The 22,615-nt window shown below is 39.9% G+C and carries 17 protein-coding genes and 1 pseudogene; 10 read left to right on the forward strand and 8 right to left on the reverse strand.

Annotated elements, in window-relative coordinates; translation table 11 throughout:
* Window positions 1–7 precede the first annotated feature (7 nt).
* Window positions 8–844: a MurR/RpiR family transcriptional regulator gene (locus EDC44_RS08150; protein WP_131977196.1), complete on the forward strand. Its 837-nt coding sequence runs from the start codon at window positions 8–10 to the stop codon at window positions 842–844.
* Between the two features lie 103 nt (window positions 845–947).
* On the opposite strand, the gene EDC44_RS08155 is transcribed toward EDC44_RS08150, so the two are convergent.
* Both EDC44_RS08155 and EDC44_RS08160 read right to left on the reverse strand, forming a co-directional pair.
* Window positions 948–2,855, reverse strand: coding sequence for a bifunctional 5-dehydro-2-deoxygluconokinase/5-dehydro-2-deoxyphosphogluconate aldolase (locus tag EDC44_RS08155; RefSeq protein WP_131977198.1), 1,908 nt, complete (start codon window positions 2,853–2,855; stop codon window positions 948–950).
* A gap of 65 nt (window positions 2,856–2,920) precedes the next feature.
* Window positions 2,921–4,342, reverse strand: a complete 1,422-nt coding sequence (locus tag EDC44_RS08160; RefSeq protein WP_243647923.1) for a sugar porter family MFS transporter — start codon at window positions 4,340–4,342, stop codon at window positions 2,921–2,923.
* A 422-nt stretch (window positions 4,343–4,764) separates the two neighbouring features.
* On the opposite strand from EDC44_RS08160, the gene EDC44_RS08165 reads away from it, so the two are divergent.
* The gene (locus EDC44_RS08165) at window positions 4,765–5,661 is read left to right on the forward strand and encodes a sugar phosphate isomerase/epimerase family protein (protein WP_131977200.1); all 897 of its coding nucleotides are present in this window, start codon (window positions 4,765–4,767) and stop codon (window positions 5,659–5,661) included.
* A 197-nt stretch (window positions 5,662–5,858) separates the two neighbouring features.
* Here EDC44_RS08165 and EDC44_RS08170 read toward each other — a convergent pair whose 3' ends face one another.
* The 6 genes and pseudogenes from EDC44_RS08170 to iolD all read right to left on the reverse strand — a co-directional run bounded on the left by EDC44_RS08170 (window position 5,859) and on the right by iolD (window position 13,174).
* The gene (locus EDC44_RS08170; RefSeq protein WP_131977202.1) at window positions 5,859–6,701 is read right to left on the reverse strand and encodes a helix-turn-helix domain-containing protein; all 843 of its coding nucleotides are present in this window, start codon (window positions 6,699–6,701) and stop codon (window positions 5,859–5,861) included.
* A gap of 93 nt (window positions 6,702–6,794) precedes the next feature.
* Window positions 6,795–7,814, reverse strand: a pseudogene (gene iolG, locus EDC44_RS08175) (bifunctional inositol 2-dehydrogenase/D-chiro-inositol 1-dehydrogenase).
* 32 nt (window positions 7,815–7,846) lie between these two features.
* The gene (locus EDC44_RS08180; RefSeq protein WP_131977204.1) at window positions 7,847–8,680 is read right to left on the reverse strand and encodes a TIM barrel protein; all 834 of its coding nucleotides are present in this window, start codon (window positions 8,678–8,680) and stop codon (window positions 7,847–7,849) included.
* A gap of 553 nt (window positions 8,681–9,233) precedes the next feature.
* Complete coding sequence (gene iolG / locus EDC44_RS08185) at window positions 9,234–10,244, reverse strand: inositol 2-dehydrogenase (protein WP_131977206.1); 1,011 nt, start codon at window positions 10,242–10,244, stop codon at window positions 9,234–9,236.
* 2 nt (window positions 10,245–10,246) lie between these two features.
* Entirely contained in the window at window positions 10,247–11,143 is an 897-nt protein-coding gene (iolE, locus tag EDC44_RS08190; RefSeq protein ID WP_131977208.1) for a myo-inosose-2 dehydratase, read from the reverse strand.
* A 90-nt stretch (window positions 11,144–11,233) separates the two neighbouring features.
* Window positions 11,234–13,174, reverse strand: a complete 1,941-nt coding sequence (gene iolD / locus EDC44_RS08195) for a 3D-(3,5/4)-trihydroxycyclohexane-1,2-dione acylhydrolase (decyclizing) (RefSeq protein ID WP_131977210.1) — start codon at window positions 13,172–13,174, stop codon at window positions 11,234–11,236.
* A 282-nt stretch (window positions 13,175–13,456) separates the two neighbouring features.
* Here iolD and ansB point away from each other — a divergent pair, with 282 nt between their 5' ends.
* From ansB to EDC44_RS08225, 8 genes are all read left to right on the forward strand, one after another.
* Window positions 13,457–14,509, forward strand: coding sequence for an L-asparaginase 2 (gene ansB / locus EDC44_RS08200; protein WP_131977212.1), 1,053 nt, complete (start codon window positions 13,457–13,459; stop codon window positions 14,507–14,509).
* 188 nt (window positions 14,510–14,697) lie between these two features.
* Window positions 14,698–15,558, forward strand: coding sequence for an AraC family transcriptional regulator (locus EDC44_RS08205; protein WP_131977214.1), 861 nt, complete (start codon window positions 14,698–14,700; stop codon window positions 15,556–15,558).
* Window positions 15,559–15,727: 169 nt separating this feature from the next.
* Window positions 15,728–16,747 (forward strand): Gfo/Idh/MocA family protein, encoded by a 1,020-nt coding sequence (locus tag EDC44_RS08210; protein ID WP_131977216.1) that lies wholly within the window; start codon window positions 15,728–15,730, stop codon window positions 16,745–16,747.
* Window positions 16,748–16,785: 38 nt separating this feature from the next.
* The gene (locus tag EDC44_RS08215; RefSeq protein WP_207896750.1) at window positions 16,786–17,730 is read left to right on the forward strand and encodes a sugar phosphate isomerase/epimerase family protein; all 945 of its coding nucleotides are present in this window, start codon (window positions 16,786–16,788) and stop codon (window positions 17,728–17,730) included.
* Between the two features lie 259 nt (window positions 17,731–17,989).
* Window positions 17,990–19,249 (forward strand): sugar porter family MFS transporter, encoded by a 1,260-nt coding sequence (locus EDC44_RS08220; RefSeq protein ID WP_279388374.1) that lies wholly within the window; start codon window positions 17,990–17,992, stop codon window positions 19,247–19,249.
* A complete protein-coding gene (locus EDC44_RS13325; protein WP_279388375.1) occupies window positions 19,221–19,400 on the forward strand; it encodes an MFS transporter in 180 nt (59 codons plus the stop codon). Before EDC44_RS08220 ends, EDC44_RS13325 begins: the two co-directional genes overlap by 29 nt.
* A gap of 160 nt (window positions 19,401–19,560) precedes the next feature.
* Complete coding sequence (locus EDC44_RS12975; protein WP_165870245.1) at window positions 19,561–19,737, forward strand: hypothetical protein; 177 nt, start codon at window positions 19,561–19,563, stop codon at window positions 19,735–19,737.
* Window positions 19,738–20,005: 268 nt separating this feature from the next.
* A complete protein-coding gene (locus EDC44_RS08225; protein ID WP_131977217.1) occupies window positions 20,006–22,267 on the forward strand; it encodes a TonB-dependent hemoglobin/transferrin/lactoferrin family receptor in 2,262 nt (753 codons plus the stop codon).
* The last annotated feature ends 348 nt before the right edge of the window (window positions 22,268–22,615 follow it).

The raw sequence follows: 22,615 nt of genomic DNA on the forward strand, positions 1-22,615 counted from the left end.
ACAATCCATGCAAAATAATTCTCAATTAATCAATCTGCAAAATGAAATCCGGCAGAGATACGATTCTTTAAGTAAGCGACTAAAGCAAGTTGCAAAATATGTACTAGACAATAGTAATAGTGTTGTGTTTGATACAGTTGCTGTTATTGCCAAAGAAGCCGATGTACCACCATCTACATTGATTCGTTTTGCCAATGCTTTTGGATTTTCCGGATTTAACGATATGAAACAAATTTTCCGTGAAAATCTCATGGAAGAAACCACAAATTATGCCCATAGAGTTCAGCTTTATCAAAAGCTGGAACCTAACAATAAAGTTCAATCCGCTAACGGTGTACTTGATATTTTTGTAAAAGCAAATATACAAGCATTGCAGCAGTTAGCTCACCATATTGCTCCCGAGCAACTGAAAAAAGCAGTGGAAATTTTAAATAACGCACGCAATATTTTTATTGTAGGATTAAAACGCTCTTTCAGTATTGCCTGTTATCTTGATTATGCACTGCATCACTTAGATTGCAACTCATTTATTATAAATGGACTCGGAGGGATGTTTGATGAACAACTAAGCCGTATACAAGCGGGCGATGTAGTTGTCGCTATTAGTTTTTCACCTTACGCCAAAGAAACCTTAGATATTATAAATATCAATGCAAAAAAAGATGTAAAACAGATTGCCATTACCGACAGCCAGATTAGTCCATTACTTGCATTTAGCGATATCGCATTCATTATTAAAGAAGCTCAAGTAAATGGTTTTCGCTCACAATGTTCCAGCATGGCTTTAGTTCAGACCCTGGCGATTAATTTGGCTTTATATAAAAATAAACATATTGTTTCATAACGAAATGTCTTATTCAAAATTTCAGGTATAATAGACAAAAATAAAAGGAGAAACCTGTTCAAAATTTCTCCTTTTTATCAACATTAATTTTGTCCTTACGCCATCATTTACGATTTTGCCACAATTTAATTAAGCGACTGTAACGAGCTGATACTTCTTTAATTAGAGCCTCATCGTCCAGTTTTCCGGCGAACCAATCAGCAGACGGTTGTCCGAAAATAGTGCGACCTACTGCAAAGCCTTTCACAAGCGGTGCGTTTGCAGAGTTTTTGAATACTTGCTCAAAGACCGCTTCCGGTGCATCTAAACCGAGAATGAGAATACCGCGGCAGAATTTGTCGTTGGCTTCAATTACTTTGCTGATGTCAGCCCAAGCATTTGCACTCACCCCCGGCAGTTTCCACCAATCCGGTTTAATACCTAAGCTGTAGAAGTGGGTGAGTATTTCAGCGTAATAGGCTTCGTTTTGCTCCATATCCGCAGGCAGAATAATCTCGATTAAGAGTTCGTGACCGGTACGGCAACAGGCTTGATACACTTCTTTTAATTTGTGATCTTGTGCATCTTTAAGTTCTTGGCTATCTTTCGGGTGATAGAATGCCAAACATTTTACCGTATGTTCTAACGGCCAGCTTGCTAATTGTGAACCGAGATCGCCGTGTTCTAATTGTAACGGACGGGAAGACGGTTCTTCAATAGGACGACCAATCCACCAACCTTTACCGGTAATAGCGTTTAAAGCTTCTTGTCCGTAGGTAGTGTCCGCTAAAATACCGGCGTGACCTTTGCCTAAACCTTCTGCCGCTGCGGTATCTTCCGCCGCTTTTAACAATAAGGTTTTGAGTTTCGGAATACGTTTCACATCCGCACCGCCTTTAGCTGCCATATCTTCCAATTGTTTACGATGGTCGAAAGCGAAAATGCAGAGATCATCCCATTGTATTTTACGTGTGGTCACACGATGTAAGTGATTTAAGCGTTCATCTAAATCCGGACGCGGTACAGATTCCGCACGTGAGAGATAGTCGTCTAATTCAAGTTTAGTCGGCATTGCAGGTGAGCAACCATGGCGAGATACCACTAATGCACCACAAGCATTGGCATAGCGACAGGATTGTTCCCAACCTTCGTTATTGATATAACCGCGAATTAAGCCTGACATAAAGGCATCACCGGCACCGAGTACGTTTAACACTTCCACACGCACGCCGTACACATTTAAACCACCGTCTAAATCATCGGGCAATGCACCTTCAAACACAGAGCAACCTAAAGCACCGCGTTTACATACTAATACCGCATCACTGAATTTACGCACGTTTTTCAATGCGGTTAATGTATCTGTTGAACCGCCGGCGATATGGAATTCTTCTTCCGTTCCCACTAACACATCAAAGTGATGTAACACTTCTTGCAGAGATTTAGTCACCGCTTCAGAGTCAATAAAACGGGTTTCACCGTCGCCAAGAGAGGTTAATCCCCACAGCACAGGGCGGTAGTCTATATCAAGTAAGCGTTTAGTACCGTTACGACCTGCGTATTCAAGCGCGGTCAATACGGCTTCACGGGTTTTCGGGTGAGATAAGTGCGTGCCGGTAATAGCAAGAGCCTTAGCGGAAGCAATATATTCTTCACTGAAATCATCTTTGGTAATTGCCATATCCGCACAATTATCACGGTAAAAAATCAATGGAAAGGTATCTTGGTCTTTAATGCCTAAGATAACCAATGCGGTGAGACGTTCTTTATCGGTAATTAAGTGGCTGGTATCTACGCCTACACTTTCTAATTCTTGACGTAAGAAACGTCCCATATGCTCATCACCCACACGAGCGAGCATGGAAGATTTCACTCCTTGCACCGCCGTCCCGTAGGCAACATTGCCAGAAGAACCGCCGAGATATTTGGAAAATGTTCCCATATCTTCTAAACGGCTACCAATTTGTTGACCGTATAAATCTACTGCTACACGACCTAAACAGATTAAATCAAGCGTTTTTTCAACTTTCATAGTATTATTCCTTTTGTAAGTTTAAACGATAATTTTTATGTTTTTACAACGGTCTTTTCCGTTTATTATTCGGCGGAAATGCCTTTGCGTTGGTTAAGTTTATTGACCATTAACTCTTCCATTTTTTCCAGTGATACGCCTTTGGTTTCAGGCACATAACGGATTAGGAAGAAAAAGCCGATAATACAGCAGCCGGCAAAAATCCACATCGGGAATGCACCGTTAAATTTCTCAAGTAAATACGGGTTTTCATTCATCATCGGAAAACTTTGTGAAACCACGAAGTTAAAGATCCAGTTGAATGATACGGCGATAGCCAAGCCTTGAGCTCGCATATGGTTCGGGAATATTTCACCGATTAACACCCACATACCCACACCCCAAGAGAAAGCGTAGAAAATCATAAAGAAAATCATACCGAATAAGGCTAAATATCCCGGATTTTGTGTGTACATAGCATAAGAGGTAATTAACAGACCCAATGCGGCACCGACCGCACCGGTTTTCATTAATGGCAAACGACCGAGTTTATCAAACAAAATCGCACCGATACCGATACCCGCAAGTTGCGCAACTCCAATCCAAATGGTTTGGAACATAGCTTCTTCAATATTGCCAGTGATGGACTTTAATACTGTTGGTGCATAATACATCATTACATTTACACCGCTTAATTGTTGGAATGTAGCTAAGGCACAGGCGACGATAATAATGAATAACGCTCCCGGACGGGTTAAATCCAGTTTTTGTTTTGCCACTTGACCGTCTTTCATCATAGATTGTTTAATTTCCGCCAAGAGGTTTTTAGCGTGTTCAGGGTTGGAAATTTTTGAAAGTGTTACAAGCGCCAAATCATCACGACCTCGCATTACATCCCAACGCGGTGATTCCGGAATAAAGCCGACCACTAAACAAAATAATATGCAAGGAATCACTTCTGAACCGAGCATATAACGCCAACCGACATTAGCAAGCCATTCTTCCGTCATCCCTTGAGCAATTTTATAGTTTACATAAAAAATCACGATTTGACCAAATACCAAGGCAAAGTTATTCATTGCTGAAGCCGTACCGCGATAATCTTTCGGTGCAACTTCAGCAATATACATCGGTGAAATAGCTGCCGCAATACCGACCGCCACACCGCCTATCATGCGATATACCACAAACCAAGAGAATACCTCAGCGAGAGCAGAACCCACAGCACTGATGGTAAATAAAAGTGCGGCGATAATTAAGGTTTTTTTACGCCCGATTTTACGAGCAATTTCTCCGGAAACCAGTGAACCGATTACGCAGCCTACCACGACATTAGATACTGCCCAACCGGTCTCACTAGGCGATAAATTGAAGTAGGTTTTCAATGCATCCACTGCACCGGAAATTACAGAAGTATCATAACCGAATAATAAACCACCTAAGGACGCCACCGCACAGATACGGATAATATAACTAAGATTGTGTTTTCTCTGCATTTTTGCATTCATAATTGTACCTCTTACATTACACAACTATTTTTACTGTTACACTTTATTTATAGTTAAATTGAAACATATATTTCAATAAAATCAACTATTGAAATAAATATTTGAGATCCAGATCACAAAAAATCATATTTTATGCTTAAACCCGCAGGGAAATATTGATTCAATGCGGTTAATGATTTGCGTTTATCTTCAATTTCATATTCTCTTAACATTTAAGCCGAATTATTTAGACAGAAAAAATAAAAAACAGGGAAAATAATCAGGGTTTTAGTGATCATTTTCACAAAAATGAAATTTTTTTCTAAATCTATTTATTTTGAAAAAATCTTCGTTATACACTGACAGCACTAAAAGGAATGCTGCAAAGAATCGATTTAATTCTTTTGGCAAAGGTTTAACAATAGCAAAAGCAGAGGTAATTTATGAAAATTGCATTTGATGTTGACGTGCTGGCAAAACAAATGGGTATTAGTGATATGGTGTATAAAGTCGCTGATTGGGGATATAAATACATTGAGCAATCACCGCATCCTCGTATTAACCCATTCTATAAACACCCACTATTTTCTCGTGAATGCGAAAAAGAATACCGCACAGTGTTGCAACGTACCGGTGTAGAAATATCATCGTTTATTACCGTATATCGTTGGTCGGGTCCGACGGAAGAACAGCGTCAACACGCTATCGCTAACTGGAAACGGATGATTGAAATTGCCGACAGTATGGATGTGCGTGTGATTAATACAGAACTTTCCGGTGATCCGCGCCAACCGGAAATTTGTAACGGTATGTTATTCCGCTCTATTGAGGAATTATTACCACTGTTTGAAAAATATAATATTCGTTGCGAAATTCAATCTCACCCATTCGATTTCTGCGAACTCAATAATGAAACAGTAGATATGGTGAAAGCATTCCGTAGCGATCATCTTAAATATGTGTATTCCAGCCCGCACGGCTTCTTCTATGACAAAGGCAAAGGCGATGTGCGTGCCATGTTGGAATATGCCGGTGATGATCTATCACATATTCTATTTGCCGACACCTTCAATCAAACTTTGGATTGTCGTTATATTGTGAATCCGCCGGGTTTTGATCAAGGTTGTTGTACGGTGCATCAACATTTACCGATGGGACAAGGTGATGTAGATTTCGATGGCATTTTTGAAACCTTAAGAAAAACCGATTTCGCCAACCGCACTTACAAAGTGGGCGGAGAATCCATCGCTTGCGTTTCAATGTTTGGCTTCCCTGAAAAAATGGATGTAGAAGCACCAAAAGCACTTGAGCGCATCAAAAAAGAATTAGTTAGTGTGTAAATAACTCCCTAAGATAAGATTATTCCATGGTCAATTCACAACTGAACTGGAAGATTCAGACGTAAAGTATAAAACTAGCACAGATAAAAGGAGAAATTTTAAACAAACCACTCCTTTTATTTTTACGCAAAAACATAAAATATCATCCTCTGTTCTTCATTTTTTTCGTTATCCCAAAAAGAGGGAAACCTAACATATCATAGAATCATATTTAAAAGTTTACGCTCGTCTGATGGTAAAACACCAAAATTCTTCTTGTAGCATTTGGTAAAATAATCGCTGTTATTGAAACCGCAAAGTCCTGCTATTTCCGTAATGGAATAATCCGAGTGGTGTAATTTTTCTTTCGCTGACAACACTCTTAATCGATTTAAATAATTCACCGGCGACATCCCGGTCAGCTCGTTTAATCTTCGGGTAATGGTTTTATAGGTAATAAAAAAATGCTCCGATAACCATTGCCAATCTATTTGTTCTGCATAATGTTGTTGTAGGTAGATCAGTAAATTACGCATTTTATATTGAGTATTATTTTTCTGTATTAATTCTTGTCCGGTAATAATGGTTTCCAAAATTTGCATAAACAATGCTTCAATTTTAAATCTGCGAACATCTTGTGAATAGCCATCACATTCCGGTAACTTTCTGATTAACTCAACGCAGTATTCTTTTTCTTTCGGCATAAGCCAAGTAATTTGTTGATCTTCTTTGATATATACTTTTTCTAACAGCGGTATGACTTGGTTTAAATAATGAAATTGATAACCGGTATTAATCTGTAAATTCATTAACTTCAACGTGCCTAATTCATTATAAAAATGCCGATCATCTTCTTTTACCAAAAACACATCACCTTCTTGAATAAAGTAAGGTGCACCGTTAAATACTTGTAATCCGTATCCTTTATCCACAATCACCAGTTCGGCAAATTCATGGGTATGCTCAATAATGTTAATTTCAGGATCCGTATAACTAAAACTTAATAACTCATTGTTATCTCTAAAATAATCTTCAAATAAAAATTTTTCTACATTTGCCATCAGTTATACTTCCCTATTAAAATCTATCTGTCGTATAACAAATTATAGTTGAATTTGGAGTGGCAAATAGTCGCCACTCCGTTTTTGTACTTATTATTTTTTCTTATAGAAATCTGGTGTCGCCGGCATCGTAATCGGTTCTACATTGCCGGTTTGTTGTGCCTTCACACAAGCATCCGCCGCCACTGCTGCCGCATAGCCGTCCCATGCGGTTGCACCTAAGGTAAATTTGCCGGAAGTCACGCCGTCAATAAAGGCTTGTAATTCAACATCATAAGCCTCAATGAAACGTTTTTTCCAGTCCATTAAAATGCCCCGTTGCAGATTTGCCTCTTTACGCATGGTCACTTGATTTGGTTCCGGTAAATACGCGATACCCTCTTCACCGATAACTTCACATTAAATATCGTAACCGTATTGACAATTCACGAAAATTTCCGTGTTAATCACGATGCCTTTTGCGGTTTCCAAAATCACAATTTGCGGATCGTCCAAGTGACTGGAGGCTTTGCTGGTTTTACGTGGATAAATCACTCGAGCGGACACATAATCATCGTCCAATAACCAACGTAACACATCAAGCTCATGAATAAACGTATCCACAATCGCCATAGGTGTGGTGTAGCTATCGCCCACTTCCGGATTGAAATGTTTGCAGTTAAGCAATAACGGTTGACCAACTTCACCGGCATCTAATGCCGTTTTTAATTGGCGATAGGTGTTGTCGAACGGACGCATAAAACCCACTTGCACCAAACGTTTACCGTGTTTTAATTCCGCATCGACAATTTTTTTACAACCTTCTGCTGTCACCGCTAGCGGTTTTTCGCAGAATACCGGTTTTTTCGCATCAATAGCGGCAAGTACAAATTCTTCGTGCGACGGCCCCCAAGATGTCACTACAACGGCATCCACTTCCGGCGATTTAATTAACTCATGGGCATCAGCATAAAATTTTGCATCAATACCAATACGAGCTACTGCGGCTTTTGCCCCCTCTTCATTAATATCATTCACTGCCACTACTTTTGAGCCGATTAATTTATGGCTTAAACGTTCGATATGTTCTTGACCGATAGCACCTGTACCGATTACACCGATTCTTAATGTCATATTAAACTCCTTAATTTATCCTGTTTTTTTAATTAGCTACAAATATATGCAATGCTATCATTAATGGCTTTTTCTACATCTGCCGCTGTCCAATCCGCAAGACTTGAAGCGAACGGTTCAAAAGCGTAAATGCCTTTATAGCCTAATTTTTCGATTTCCAACACTTGTTCTTTGGATTTCATTACGTCTTTTTGGCTCGGCATAATACGGTCTTCATCCAATAAAGTTGCAAGCGAACGGGTTGCTTCTACACCGGAAAGATGTACTAAACCCACTTGATTAATATTCACCGTGCTACCGTAATCTGCAATCGGGAGTTCTGCAAGATGATGATGGAATGTATCCAAGGTCATTTTAAACGGCGAACCCACCGCTTTAATTAACTCGCCGGCAAGGGTGAATGAACGCAAGGAGCTCACAGGAAAACCGAGTGGTTCAACTAAACCTTCAATGCCGTATTTTGCGAAAAGTGCGGTAAAATATTGAATAGAATCTGCCGTATCACCAATACGCTGAGCAGTAGAACGACTGTCCGGCTCGTTATACGGACACATAATGACCGCTTTTGCGCCTACGGCTTTGGCGGTTTCCAGCATTTCGATGGCAACTTGAGTGACTTGTTCACGTTTAGACGGCAAATTAAACGGATACAACGCATTAATAGTCACCACTTCTATATTGTATTTTTTTGCTAAAACATTAAATTGCTCGGGCGTTAGATCATCTAAAATTTTGCCGCTCGGCATATCATTGCGGATTTCTACTTTATTTAGACCGCACTTTTGTACCACTTGGAAAAATTCTTCAATGCTCAAACTCGGAGCGATTTTGCGATTCACACAAAAACGACTTCTTTCAATACTCATACAACTCTCCTTAATGTCAGGTTAATCCGAATGATCTTGTACAACAGATTATTTTTTGTTGATGGTTGTTATGTTAGAGTTTGGCAAAAAAATATTCCTGTGTAATTTGGACAAAAAATTTGAAAAAACGGACAAATTAGTCGGATTAAGCAGAGCTATTTCACAAATTTAGAAAAACTAAGTTCTACACCTGTTCAAATATGTCAATTTCACTAATTAAAAATTCTCCAACGTTACATCTCAAAGCGTCCAAAATCCTTAGCAGCACAGTATTTGTGGCTTATTGCTAATTTTCTTACAGAAGTCTTCAAAATCATCAAAAATACTGTTACATATCAAGTCTATCCCAAGCTCATGTTCCCGAAAACCTCAAATAAAATTGAAGGTTCCTTTGCTCATTTGAAGCAAAAATTACGTTGTCATAATGGATAATCAAGAACTCAGAAAGAAAAAATGATGGATGAAATTTTAGGTGTTTAAGTAGTAAAAATAATGGTCAAAACAGTTTATATTTTGACCATTACAAATGTCCTTTATGTCTCATGTGCCTATTTTAAGCCACTTCACTTAATTTTACCGGACGACCTTCATCTAAAGATTTTTTCGCCGCTAATGCGATAAGTACCGGTTGTAAACCATCGTTACCGTTGACTAATGTCGGTTTATCATTCACCACGGAATCCACGAAACACATCATTTCATCGGCAAAAGATTGCATATAGCGTTCTAAGAAGAAGTATTTCGGTTTTTCCGCAATCACACCGGCTTCACAAGAATACACTGCGGTTGAATCCGTATCATTACGAGTTTGCACCGCACCTTTAGAACCGAATACTTCCGCACGTTGATCATAACCGTATACCGCTTTACGGCTGTTGTCGATCACACCGATTGCACCGTTGGCCAGTTTTAAGGTAATTACTGCGGTATCAATATCACCGGCTTTACCGATTTCAGGATTGACTAACACGCCACCCGCTGCATAGACTTCTGTGACTTCGCTACCTGAAAGATAACGAATCATATCAAAATCGTGAATGGTCATATCAAAGAACATACCACCGGATACTTTTACGTATTCGATTGGTGGTGCATCAGGGTCACGAGAAGTCACGCGAATCACGTGCGGTTCACCAATATCGCCTGCCACTACACGATCTTTAATAGCTTTAAAGTTATGGTCGAAACGACGGTTAAAGCCCACTTGGAATTTCACACCGGCTTTTTCTACTGCCGCTAACACTTCACGAATTTTCACCGGATCCGCATCCACCGGTTTTTCACAGAATATGTGTTTGCCCGCTTGCGCTGCTTCAATGGAAATCGGAGCATGGGTGTTGGTTGAAGAACAGACTAACACCGCATCAATTTCAGGATCTTGTAAGATTTTTTTATAATCATCATAGACATTCGGAATGCCCATTTCTTTTGCCCAAGTTTGTAATTCTTCGGTAACACGAATATCTGAAATGGCTTTAATTTCCGCCCCTTTCACATATTTAGTGATACTTTGTGAATGAACACGACCGATACGACCTGCACCAATAATACCTACTTTAATCATGATTAAATCCCCGCTACTTCACGAATATATTTACGACCTTTAATTGCATATTTCAATGGATTGGCAAGAGCAGGATCTTGTTCTGCTTCTACAACCATCCAACCTTTGTAATTGTGCTTATCTAAAATATCAAAGATTGGTTTGAAATCAATGACGCCATCACCCGGTACGGTAAAGGTGCCTTTTACCACTCCTTCTAAGAAACTCAAATCTTTGGCTTTCACTTCCGCTACCACTTCATCACGCACGTCTTTTAAATGCACGTGGCAAATGCGGTCGATATATTTTTCTAACACATCAAGCATGGCTTGTTGAGAACCTTCAGAATAGTAAAGATGGCCTGAATCGAATAATAAATACACATCATCATTCACTTCTGCCATATAACGATCGACTTCCGCAGGAGTTTGAATACCGGTCCCCATATGGTGATGCAAGCACACTTTCATACCTTTTTCTTTGGCTAGACGACCTAATTCGTTATAGCCCTCTGCCAATAATTTCCATTCTGCATCAGTGAATACGGTTTTTTCTTTGAAAATGGATTTTTTCTGACCTTGAATACTGCGACTTTGTTCGGAACATCCAATTACTTTCGCCCCCATTTCGTGTAAGAAATTCATGTGTTCAATAAAGCCTTGGATAGTTTCTTCTTTTTTGCCGTCAACGAAGAATGTACTAAACCACGCATTACAAATTTGAATGCCACGGAGTTCCAATTTTTCTTTTAATACTTTAGTGTCACGCGGATATTTGCTACCCACTTCACTACCGGTAAAACCGGCAAGTGCCATCTCACTCACGCATTGTTCAAAGGTGTTTTCTTTACCGATTTCCGGTAAATCGTCATTGGTCCAACCGATTGGAGCAATCCCTAATTTCACGTTTTCTGCTTTCATAATCAATTTCCTTTTGTTGATTAAGTGATAAATTCAGCCAGTTGGCAAAATAAGTGCGGTCTATTTTGCCCGAATTTTTTATCTCAATTTTTAGTAGCGACGAGCTTCGCTTCTGCGTTGGCGTAGCTCTTCGTAGGCTTCTTTCACTGTGTCTTTTTCTGACACGGAAGCCAAACCTACGTTCCACCAGTCGCCGTAACCGTGCACCATGGTTTTTGGTAATACTTTCACATCAATTAAGGTAGAAACCGTTTGTTTTTTCGCATCTTCAAGTGCGGCATAAAGCTCTGCTTCGGTTTTCACTTTATAGGTTTTACAGCCGTAAGATGCCGCATTCATGGCGAAATCAACCGGCACAAAACCACCGTCTAATTGGTTGGTTTCTTTATTTCTGAAACGGAATTCCGTTCCGAAACTGTCCATTCCGTGTCCGATTTCCAAGTTATTGATACAGCCGTTAGTCATATTATCGAATAACACGATATTAATTTTTTTGTGTTCCTGGATAGAGGTCACTAATTCCGAGTGCAACATCATGTAAGAACCGTCGCCCAATAAGGCATAGACTTCACGCTCCGGATTGGCTATTTTCACCCCAAGCGCCGCATTGACTTCATAGCCCATGCAGGAATAACCGTATTCAAGGTGATAGGTGTTAGTCCCTTTGGATTGCCATGTGCGTTGTAAGTCGCCCGGTAAGCTGCCCGCAGCACCGACGATCACCGCCGTATCATCAACAGTTTCATTTAAAATACCCAACACACGAGATTGAGTCATGCTGGATCCGGTGAGTTTGATGAATTCATCAAACACGGCATCTGTATCTAAGCGGTCATCCACTTCCGGCACAAAATCTTTACCGGTGTAAACAGCGTGATATACGCGATCTAATTCGATCGCAAATAATTCGCGCACTTGTGCAACCCGCCCTCCCCATTGAGCAGAATAACCGGTCGGTTTTAAAAGTGCGGTCAATTGTTCTAACGTTTCTTTGGCATCTGCGGTGACTTGTACGCCATCTAATTTATAGGCATCGAAACGTGCGGCATTGATGTTCAAATAAGTTACATCCGGATTTTGGAAAATCCATTTTGACGAAGTGGTAAAGTCGGTATAACGGGTACCGATGCCGATAATTAAATCCGCCTCTTTAGCCAATAAGTTGGCACTTAAACAACCGGTTTCACCTACCCCGCCTACATTCAAATAATAGTCGGAAACTACCGCACTTTTACCGGCTTGAGTTTCTGCAAACGGAATATTGAAAGCTTCGGCGAATGCTTTGAGTTGTTCAGCCGCTTCGGAATAACGCACACCACCACCGCTTACGATTAACGGTTTTTTCTTGGATTTAATTAACTCAACGGCTTGAGCAAGCATGGCTTTGGTTGGTGGCGTACGTTCAATACGGTGAATACGTTTTTGTAAGAAATAATCCGGGAAATCATAGGATTCGCCCTGCACGTCTTGTGGCAAACAAAGTGTTACCGCACCGGTATCTGCCGGATCCGTTAATACACGCATGGCATTAATACAAGCGGTCATCAACTGCTCAGGGCGATTAATGCGATCCCAATATTTACTCACTGCACGGAAGCCGTCATTGGTAGTGAGGGTCAAATCGTGGAATTGTTCCATCTGTTGCAATACGGGATCCGGTTGACGAGTGGCAAATGTATCACCCGGTAAAAAGAGTACGGGAATACGGTTAGCGGTCGCGGTTGCTGCCGCAGTAATCATATTTGCCGCACCGGGTCCCACAGAAGAGGTACAAGCATAGATTTTTTTACGTAAATTCTGCTTTGCGAATCCCATTGCCGCGTGTGCCATGCCTTGTTCATTACGCCCTTGGCGTAAAATTAAATCGCCGCTGTCTTGTTCTAAAGCTTGTCCCAGCCCTAATACATTTCCGTGTCCGAATATACCAAAAATACCTTCAACAAATTTCGTTACTTTGCCGTCAAATTCAACATATTGATTATCAAGGAATTTAATGAGTGCTTGAGCAACGGTTAGTTTGACTGTTTTCATCTTATACTCCTAGGATGTAATGAACTATGAATTCGTTTGAAACAAGTATAAGTAAATTTATTTCAAATGAAATGATTTTGGAAAAAAAATTTCATTTTTGTGACAGAGATCAAACATTTTATGAGAAAAATAAATTTTTTGATTTTCAAATAAACGGAATGCGTGTTGAAAAACGATTTAATTTTTTGATATTCATCACATATTTCATATTTAATGGTTTTCAAATGAAAAAAAATCAGAATAATGAAAAGGTCTTTAACTAATCCAAAAGGAGTATTCAAAATGAAATTAAAAGGTCTTGCTGTTGCGATAACGTTAGGATTATCATCTTTCGCAGTAGCTGCACAAAATAACTTGCCGAATATCACAATTTTAGCCACCGGCGGTACGATTGCCGGCAGCGGTAAAAGTGCGGTGGATTCTGCTTATAAAGCAGGCCAACTCACTATTGATACACTTATTGAAGCGGTGCCTGAAATGCAGCAAATTGCCAACATTAAAGGTGAGCAAATTGTGAAAATCGGCTCGCAAGATATGAGTGATGATGTGTGGTTAAAACTTACTAAAGCCATTAATCAGCAATGTGCGAACACCAATGGATTTGTGATTACTCACGGCACGGATACCATGGAAGAAACCGCTTATTTCCTTGATTTAACGGTGAAATGTGAAAAACCGGTGGTTTTGGTCGGAGCGATGCGTCCGGCAACAGAGAAAAGTGCGGACGGTCCGTTGAATTTATATAACGCTGTGGTGGTTGCTGCGGATAAAAAATCTGCCGGTCGCGGTGTACTTGTAGCGATGAATGGTGAAGTATTGGGAGCGAGAGATGTGACCAAAACTAGCACGACAGCGGTACAAACCTTTGATTCACCGAATTTCGGATCGCTCGGTTATATTCATAACAGTAAAGTGGATTACGAACGTTCACCGGAAAGCAAGCATACGGTCAACACGCCGTTTAATGTGGATAATTTGAATGAATTACCAAAAGTGGGTATCGTCTATGCTTATGCCAATATGCCCACAGAACCATTAAAATCCTTGTTGGATGCCGGTTATCAAGGTATTGTCACCGCCGGTGTAGGTAACGGTAATGTGAATGCGGCAAATTTTGCTTTATTGGAACAAGCAGCTCAAAACGGCGTTGCGGTAGTGCGTTCTTCCCGTGTACCGACCGGTTATACTACTCGTGATGCGGAAGTGGATGACTCTAAATACGGTTTTAGTGCTTCAGGAACGCTTAATCCGCAAAAAGCACGTGTGCTATTACAATTAGCCCTCACTCAAACCAAAGATCCGAAAGTGATTCAGCAATATTTTGAAGATTTCTAATAATTAACTTGATTTAAAAGTGCGGTGGATTTTTCAGAAAATTCACCGTTTTTTATTCCTCATAGCCCTATGGATTTTGATTGATAATTCATTTCGGAATATAAAAGTCACTTTGGTTAGGCTAATTTTTATTGCATAATAATGAGTAATTCATTAGGAGCAAGCAATGCTTGAATAAAGGATATCTCATGCTGCAATACACTCTTGCCGAGCAAAAAATTTCTATTTTTGAAAACTGTCAACAGCCCAAATTGTTATTTATTGCCAATACCTGTGATGAATCGGGTATGCACCCGAGAATGTTGCATAAACATGATGACCATTTGGAAATCGTATTTGTAGCCAAAGGTTACGGTAATTATATGATTGACGGTCAGCAATATGATACTAAAGAAGGGGATATTCTGATTTTTAATCAAGGTGTGATTCATGATGAAATGGCACAGTTAAATTCCACGATGACTTTCTATTGTTGCGGCATTACGAATCTGAAATTAAAAGGTTTGGCTCAGAATTGTTTATTTGATGTGGATGCTCCGGCAGTGATTCAAAGCGGTGAATATAAGCCCATCATTGAACAATTATTATCCTTAATGTTTACTCAGGCGAAAACACAGCACAATTATACGCCGGAATTTTGTCATCATCTGTTAGTATCATTGCTAGCGGTGATTGTCAATTTACCGAAAACAGCGATTAAAACAATTTTTTATAAAAAACTCACCTTAGTCGATCAAGTGCGGGAATTTTTAGAACGACATTATGCGGAAAATTTGAGCTTGCCCGACATTGCCGCACGTTTTAATGTAAGTACCTATTACCTTTCCCATTTGTTTAAAGCCAAAACCGGTTTTTCACCCATTCAGTATTTAAACCGCTGCCGTATTGGAGAAGCTCAATCTTTACTGCAATTTTCTAAACAAAGCATTACCCAAGTTGCTTCTACGGTGGGCTATGAAAACACCAATTATTTTACCGTAGCCTTTTCCAATGCTATCGGTATCTCGCCGAGTGCTTATCGTAATTTATGGGCAGGAAAAAATAAGTAATAGCAAAATTTTGAAGGTCCATTACAGAATTTGTGATACAGATCGCAAAAATTTTGCTAATTTTCCTTGTAAAAAAACAACAAATCAAATTTTCCTCCGATTTATCTCTCCTATACTACACATAACAAATTAATCGTTCACTCTCATTTCAAAATGTAAGGAGAAGTATATGGTAGTAAGAATCGGTGTAGTCGGAACCGGAGCAATCGGCCAAGATCATATTGTGCGTTTAAGCGGCAAGATTGCCGGTGCCAAAGTAGTGGCGGTTAACGACATCAGTTCGGATAACGCAAAAATAGCGGCGGAAAAAGCCGGCGGAGCAAAAATTTATCAAGATCCGCACGCGCTAATCAAAGCAGATGATGTAGATGCAGTGGTGGTCACCTCTTGGGGTCCGAGCCACGAAGAATTTGTAAGCGCCGCCATTCAAGCCGGCAAATATGTTTTCTGTGAAAAACCGCTAGCCACTACGGCACAGGGCTGTAAAAATATTGTGGAAGCGGAATTAAAACGCGGCAAGCGCTTACTACAATTGGGTTTTATGCGTCCTTTTGACCGCACTTACCGCACCTTAAAAGAAGCCTTAAACAATAATATAGTCGGTCGTCCGTTAATGGTTAACTGCAAACATTTCAATCCTGCCGTGCCGGACAGCTATACCACGGAAATGGGCGTTGTGGACAGCCACGTACACGAAATCGATGTACTACGTTGGTTACTCAACGATGACTACAAATCAGCCCGAGTGCAATTCCCTCGCAGCACCTCTCGTGCCAAAGAAGGTGTAAAAGATCCGCAAATCGTCACTTTGGAAACCAAATCCGGCATTATTATCACCACTCAAATTTTTGTAAATTGTCATTACGGTTACGATATTCACTGTGAAGTGATTGGTGAAGACGGTATTGTCAGCCTGCCTGAACCGAATCTGGCCTGGGTGCGTAAAGACGGACAATTACAGCGTGAAATCTTTATGGATTGGAAAAAACGTTTTATCGAAGCCTATGATGTAGAACTACAAGCCTTTGTTGACGGTGTAATTAAAGGTGAAATCACAGAAGGAGCAACCGCTTGGGACGGCTATGTAGCCTCCGTCACCGCCGATGCTTGTGCAAAATCACAAAAAACCGGCAACGCAGAACCGATAGAATTGCCTGAAACACCACTGTTTTATGCAAAAAATCAATAAAAAACCACCGCACTTTAAACTTAAAGAAGGAGCATACCATGATGGAATTATCTTTATGTACCGACGTACTCGGCAATCTTTCTTATCCGGAAATGTTGAACAAAGTAAAATCCTACGGCATTAATGCTGTGGAAATGTGTGCCGGTGGGTGGTCACCTTGTCCACACGTGAAAACCGCAGAACTATTGGCTGATCCGCAAAAATTAGCGGATTTCAAAGCGGAATTGGATAAACGCGAAATGAAAATTGCCGCTCTGAACTGCTCCGGTAATCCGCTTTGTCCGGGAGAATTAGGTGAACTACACACCAAAACCGCTTACGCCACCGTGGAACTTGCCGGTAAATTAGGGGTGAAAAAAATCGTAATGATGAGCGGCTTGCCGGCTGCCAGTGCGGAAGATAAAACCCCGAACTGGATCACATCAACCATTTCCTGGCCGGACTATATGCCGGCAGTGGTAGATTATCAATGGAATCAAGTGGCGATTCCGTGGTGGAAAAAATTTGTTGAACACGCTAAAAAACACGGTGTAGAAAAAATCGCTTTGGAAGAATTTCCAAGCCAATTAGTCTATAACCCGTCAACCTTGCTTCGCTTGCGTAATGCAGTGGACAATATGATCGGTATGAATCTTGACCCGTCTCACTTAATTGCAATGGGAGCCGATCCGATTGCGGCAATCCGTGTCTTAGACGGTGCGATTTATCACGTACACGGAAAAGACACCCGTATCGAACGCGGCCTTTCCGACATCGACGGTTTATTGGAATACAAACCGGTGACAGAATCCAAAGATCGTACTTGGAACTATGTAGCAGTAGGCTGCGATCAAGAGCTGAAATGGTGGAAAGAATTTTTCTCCGTGCTTAGTATGCACGGTTACAACGACTACGTTTCGTTAGAAATGGAAGATCTGACGATGTCCGTAGAAGCTGGATTACGTACTTCAATTGATGCATTAAATGCAACATTGAGTAAATAATCAGGCTTAATTTCACGTTAATATGTTTAAAAGATCAAAAGCGGCTTAACACACCGCTTTTTAATAAAATGAATTTTATCAAATTGATATTTTAAATCCGCCATTTATTTTGAAATTTGTGAAATGGCTCTGTTTAATCCGATTTATTTAGCCTATTAATCTATTTTTTCGTCCAAATTAAGCGGGACGATTTAAACTGCAAATTTTAATATACCGCTGATAATCAAATAAACAGTCAAATAAACACAAGGAGATCTTTATGCAGGCAAATGTAGAAAAACGCCATAATATGAAGTATATCGTGATGATTAGTATCGTAGCCTCCTTAGGCGGTTTATTGTTCGGTTATGATACTTCCGTTATTTCCGGAGCTATCGGACCATTAAAAGAATACTTTAACCTGAACCCTGCCGAAACAGGATGGGCAGTGTCTAATGTGGTTATCGGCTGTATTATCGGTGCTTATGTTTCCGGTGAGATAGCTCGTAAATTAGGGCGTAAAAAAACCTTAATTATCGCCGCACTTTTATTTACTATCAGTGCTATAGGTTCTGCACTCGCCACTAATTTCGTTTGGTTTGTTATTTATCGAATGATTGGCGGTTTAGCGGTAGGTATCGCATCAGCTATTTCACCAATGTACATATCCGAAGTTGCCCCGAAAAATTACCGTGGCACGGCAACAGCCATGAACTCTTTTGCTATTGTATTCGGTCAAATCTTGATTTTCTATATTAACTACCAATTAGCACAGGGTATGGCAAGAGAATGGTTGGTTAATCTCGGCTGGCGTTATATGTTGGGTTCTGAAGCAATTCCTTGCATTATGTTCTTATTGGCAGTTGCTTTTATTCCGGAATCACCTCGTTGGAACGCAATGCGCGGACGTGATGATTTGGCTTTTGTTACGCTTTCTAAAATTTCCAACCCGACCCATGCACAAAATTTACTCACAGAAATAAAATCCTCAATCGCCCGTGAAGACGGTCAACGGCAAAAACAAAAATTGGATTTTAAACGCGACGGCACAATGTTTATTCTAATGGTCGGTATCGGCATTGCAGTGATCTCACAACTTAGCGGTATTAACGTAATGATGTACTATGCACCGCTTGTGCTTGAGCGTGTGGTCGGCAGTGCGGAAGAAGCCTTGTTCCAAACCATCTGGATTGGCGTAGGTCAATTGGTAGGGGTAACTATCGGTTTCACTTTATTTGACAAAGTCGGTCGCTTGCCATTAATGAAAAACGGTGTTTTAGGCTCTATCCTTGGCTTATTAATCACTTCTTATGCGATGTACACTCAAAACCCAGGCTACCTTGCGTTAATCGGTATGTTTATCTTTATGGTGTCTTTCGGCATGTCTTGGGGTGTCGTTATGTGGGTACTGTTAGGTGAAATATTCCCGAACCATATGCGTGCTCAGGGTATGGGCGTTGCAGTGGCCTTTCGTGTGGATCGCCAACTTCGTGGTTTCCCAAGGCTTCCCGATGATCAACGAAAATCAATACTTGGTTGAAAAATTCAACGGCGTTTTCCCGATGTGGTTATTCGCCGGCGTGGCAACCTTGGGCTTCTGGTTCTTGGTTCGTTGTCTACCGGAAACCAAAGGCGTATCTTTGGAAAAAATGGAACAATTAATGTTGGATAAACGCGACGGTAAAATCTAGTGTATCAATCCCATTTGTTTAACACAAAGTGCGGTGGATTTTGAAAAAGTTTTGAAACTGACCGCACTTTTATTTTCAAAAATTCTATTTTTGAAAACAATAACTTGCCGAAATTATTTACATTACCGGTACGCAGGATATGGAGTAGTATTTCCCGCGAATGATGCATAAACACGAAAATCATCTGGAAATTGTGTTTGTGGCAAAAGAGCGGGGCAATCATATTATCGGCAGTACAAAATATGAAACCCGTGAAAGGGATATTTTGATTTTCAATCGCGGTGTGGTGCACGATGAAATAGCTCAGGTGAATTCCGATATGCCGACGTATTGTTGAGATATCGTCAATCTGCATATTAAAGGAATGGCACCCAATTGATACGCAACTGCGTTACAGCTATCGGCATTATAAATCCGACCGGCGTAAAATTGCCGAAGCGGACGATATAGAAGCAGACGATATAGATGTTGTCATATAGTCTACATATTTGGTTAGAGCGTAGTATAAAGGAGAAAAGAACAAACTTATCGTATAAAAGTATGTACAAAAATTCTATTTACTATATTATGATAATGAAAATTATTCTTAATTAAAGGATTTTATTATGTATAGTAAAAATGTTTATGGAAAAATAAAGCTGTCTTTATATTACAGCCTGGTCTCCTTTCCGCTTATCGTACAAGCCTCTGATCAACCAACTAATCAGTCCACGGCTTTACCTGTAATCAATGTTGTTTCTGAAAATGAAAAAAGTGAGAAAACCCTGATTGCCGGACGTTCTGTCTTAACGCTAAAAAACATAGAGCAACAACAATCGGATAATGCTGCCGATTTGGTAAGTATTTTACCGGGTACAAATATGGCGGGTGGGTTTCGTCCCGGCGGGCAAACACTAAATATTAATGGTATGGGAGATGCGGAGGATATCCGAATACAGCTTGATGATACTCCTAAAAACTTTGAACGTTATCAACAAGGAGCCTTGTTCATTGAACCGGAATTACTTCGCAAGGTAACGGTAGACAAAGGTAATTATTCGCCACAATATGGTAACGGTGGTTTTGCCGGAACGATTAAATTTGAAACCAAGGAGGCTAATGACTTTTTAGCTGATAATCATAATTTTGGTGGTTTATTAAAATATGGCTACAATACAAATAACGCTCAAAGAACTTACAGCGGTGGAATATTTTTCCGTAATCCGGAAAAAAACTTTGACGGCATCATCTTTGCTTCTTCACGGGAAGCACATGATTATAAACGACCAAATAAAAGTAACATCAAATATTCTGCCAATAACCAAAAAAGTGTTTTATTTAAATCTAACTGGCACATTACCCCGGAACAACTGCTGGCCTTTTCAGCCGCCTATGGCGCACATAATGGCTGGGAACCTTGGGCGGCAAAACGTGATATAGCCGCTAAGCCTAGCGTTGCAGATATTTCCAAATATGGGGAGGATATCGCTTGGAAAAGAAAATTGGTGTATCGTGATCAAGACGATCAGACCTACTCATTAAAATATAATTACGCTCCTGCAAATTATAAATGGTTAAACTTATCCGGTCGTTTAACTTATTCTAAAACTAAAATGCATGATAAACGCCATGAATTAGCTTCTGCTTCCGCTTATTTAGGTTCAATGGGAAATGAAAGCTGGATTTCCTATTCCGATATCACATTTGATTTAAATAACACCAGTAATTTTATTTTAGGAAGAACGGAACATAATATCTTAGTTGGTATACAATGGTTAAAACATCAGCGTGATACCATGATGTATTATAAGGGCGGTGCAAAAGGAAGAAATAGTGCAAGCTATAATTACGGCTATTTTCAGCCGTATTATATGCCGTCAGGACGCCAATATACTCAAGCGTTTTACTTACAAGATCAAATAAACATCAGAGATCTCACATTATCCATAGGAACACGTTATGATCATATCTGGAATGTGGGCGAACAAAATTTAGCTCCACGTTACAATGATCTATCTGCCGGACATGATTATGGTCGTAAAAGCTACAGCGGTTGGTCTACTTATTTCGGATTAGATTATCAGCTAACGCCAAACATTAGTTTATTTTCTAATTTTAATCAAAGCTGGCGTGCTCCGGTCGTTGATGAACAATATGAAGTGCAATACAAAAGTTCCACTATCAGTGCCTCTTCACTTTCATTGCAAAAAGAGAAAATTAATCAGCTACGAGTAGGAACCAGAGCAAATTTCGATGGGCTAATCAGCTCGGATGATAACCTACAGTTCAAAGTCTCTTATTTTAATTACTACGGTAAAAACGAGATCTTTAAAAACCGTGGTATATTATGTGAAAATAGTGCTAAAGATAATGGAAACAATAAATTATGTTCAGGATTACATCCGAATTATCGGAATTTGCCCGGCTATCGTATTCAAGGTGTTGAACTAGAATTATACTATCAAGCCAGATATGCTTTCGGCAGTTTAACTTATTCATATGTAAAAGGTGAAAGAAATGCATCACCGCGTAATCCTTGGGGAAGCAGAAGTTGGATTGCAGAAACACCGCCACGTAAACTCATGGCAACGCTTGGATTTAACGTACCAAGTTTGGGATTCACTGCGGGTTGGAAAGGTGAATTTGTTCGTCGTCAAGATAGATCTCCGCTAGATTCTGATCCTAATGCCGGTTATTGGGCTTTACCAAAATCAGTAGGTTATAGCTTACATGGACTTTTCGCCACATGGCAACCAACACAAACAAAAGGTTTAACGTTCCGTTTAAGTGTTGATAATTTATTTAATAAAGCTTATTACCCTTATTTAGGCGAGTTAGCATCGGGATTAGGACGTAACGTGAAATTCAGTATATCTAAACAGTTTTAGATTAGTAATGAAGGTTAAAATGTCAGCTCATTTTAGTATGGTGTAATTATTCGGAATATATCATCCGATTGATAACTTTAATAAAGTGGTGTAATGGACAAAAATGTGGGATTTTTGTCCATTTTGACTTCAAGTGGACAAAAGTGTGGAATTTTATTGGTGTAATGGACAAAATAGTTGCTGAAATGTCCATTACACGTTCATGTGGACAAAATAGTTGCTAATAATTATTTTCAGAGGTTATTAGTAACTCTTTTTATTTAAAAAATCCTTTATAAACATAATCTTATGCTTTTTACTTAAACCATTATGATTTATTAATCTTCGCTTTAATTCACTAAATAGTCC

The sequence above is a fragment of the Cricetibacter osteomyelitidis genome (genome assembly GCF_004340985.1).
Taxonomy (GTDB): domain Bacteria; phylum Pseudomonadota; class Gammaproteobacteria; order Enterobacterales; family Pasteurellaceae; genus Cricetibacter; species Cricetibacter osteomyelitidis.

What these genes read in the sequence shown, in the direction of transcription:
- EDC44_RS08180 (WP_131977204.1), bottom strand. Translation starts at nt 8,680, where the DNA reads ATGAGTATTGAAAGAAGTCGTTTTTGTGTGAATCGCAAAATCGCTCCG.
- EDC44_RS13325 (WP_279388375.1), top strand. Translation starts at nt 19,221, where the DNA reads ATGATCAACGAAAATCAATACTTGGTTGAAAAATTCAACGGCGTTTTC.
- EDC44_RS08225 (WP_131977217.1), top strand. Translation starts at nt 20,006, where the DNA reads ATGTATAGTAAAAATGTTTATGGAAAAATAAAGCTGTCTTTATATTAC.
- EDC44_RS08170 (WP_131977202.1), bottom strand. Translation starts at nt 6,701, where the DNA reads ATGGCAAATGTAGAAAAATTTTTATTTGAAGATTATTTTAGAGATAAC.
- EDC44_RS08210 (WP_131977216.1), top strand. Translation starts at nt 15,728, where the DNA reads ATGGTAGTAAGAATCGGTGTAGTCGGAACCGGAGCAATCGGCCAAGAT.
- iolG (WP_131977206.1), bottom strand. Translation starts at nt 10,244, where the DNA reads ATGATTAAAGTAGGTATTATTGGTGCAGGTCGTATCGGTCGTGTTCAT.
- EDC44_RS08205 (WP_131977214.1), top strand. Translation starts at nt 14,698, where the DNA reads ATGCTGCAATACACTCTTGCCGAGCAAAAAATTTCTATTTTTGAAAAC.
- EDC44_RS08220 (WP_279388374.1), top strand. Translation starts at nt 17,990, where the DNA reads ATGCAGGCAAATGTAGAAAAACGCCATAATATGAAGTATATCGTGATG.
- iolD (WP_131977210.1), bottom strand. Translation starts at nt 13,174, where the DNA reads ATGAAAACAGTCAAACTAACCGTTGCTCAAGCACTCATTAAATTCCTT.
- EDC44_RS12975 (WP_165870245.1), top strand. Translation starts at nt 19,561, where the DNA reads ATGATGCATAAACACGAAAATCATCTGGAAATTGTGTTTGTGGCAAAA.
- EDC44_RS08160 (WP_243647923.1), bottom strand. Translation starts at nt 4,342, where the DNA reads ATGAATGCAAAAATGCAGAGAAAACACAATCTTAGTTATATTATCCGT.
- EDC44_RS08150 (WP_131977196.1), top strand. Translation starts at nt 8, where the DNA reads ATGCAAAATAATTCTCAATTAATCAATCTGCAAAATGAAATCCGGCAG.
- EDC44_RS08155 (WP_131977198.1), bottom strand. Translation starts at nt 2,855, where the DNA reads ATGAAAGTTGAAAAAACGCTTGATTTAATCTGTTTAGGTCGTGTAGCA.
- ansB (WP_131977212.1), top strand. Translation starts at nt 13,457, where the DNA reads ATGAAATTAAAAGGTCTTGCTGTTGCGATAACGTTAGGATTATCATCT.
- EDC44_RS08215 (WP_207896750.1), top strand. Translation starts at nt 16,786, where the DNA reads ATGATGGAATTATCTTTATGTACCGACGTACTCGGCAATCTTTCTTAT.
- iolE (WP_131977208.1), bottom strand. Translation starts at nt 11,143, where the DNA reads ATGAAAGCAGAAAACGTGAAATTAGGGATTGCTCCAATCGGTTGGACC.
- EDC44_RS08165 (WP_131977200.1), top strand. Translation starts at nt 4,765, where the DNA reads ATGAAAATTGCATTTGATGTTGACGTGCTGGCAAAACAAATGGGTATT.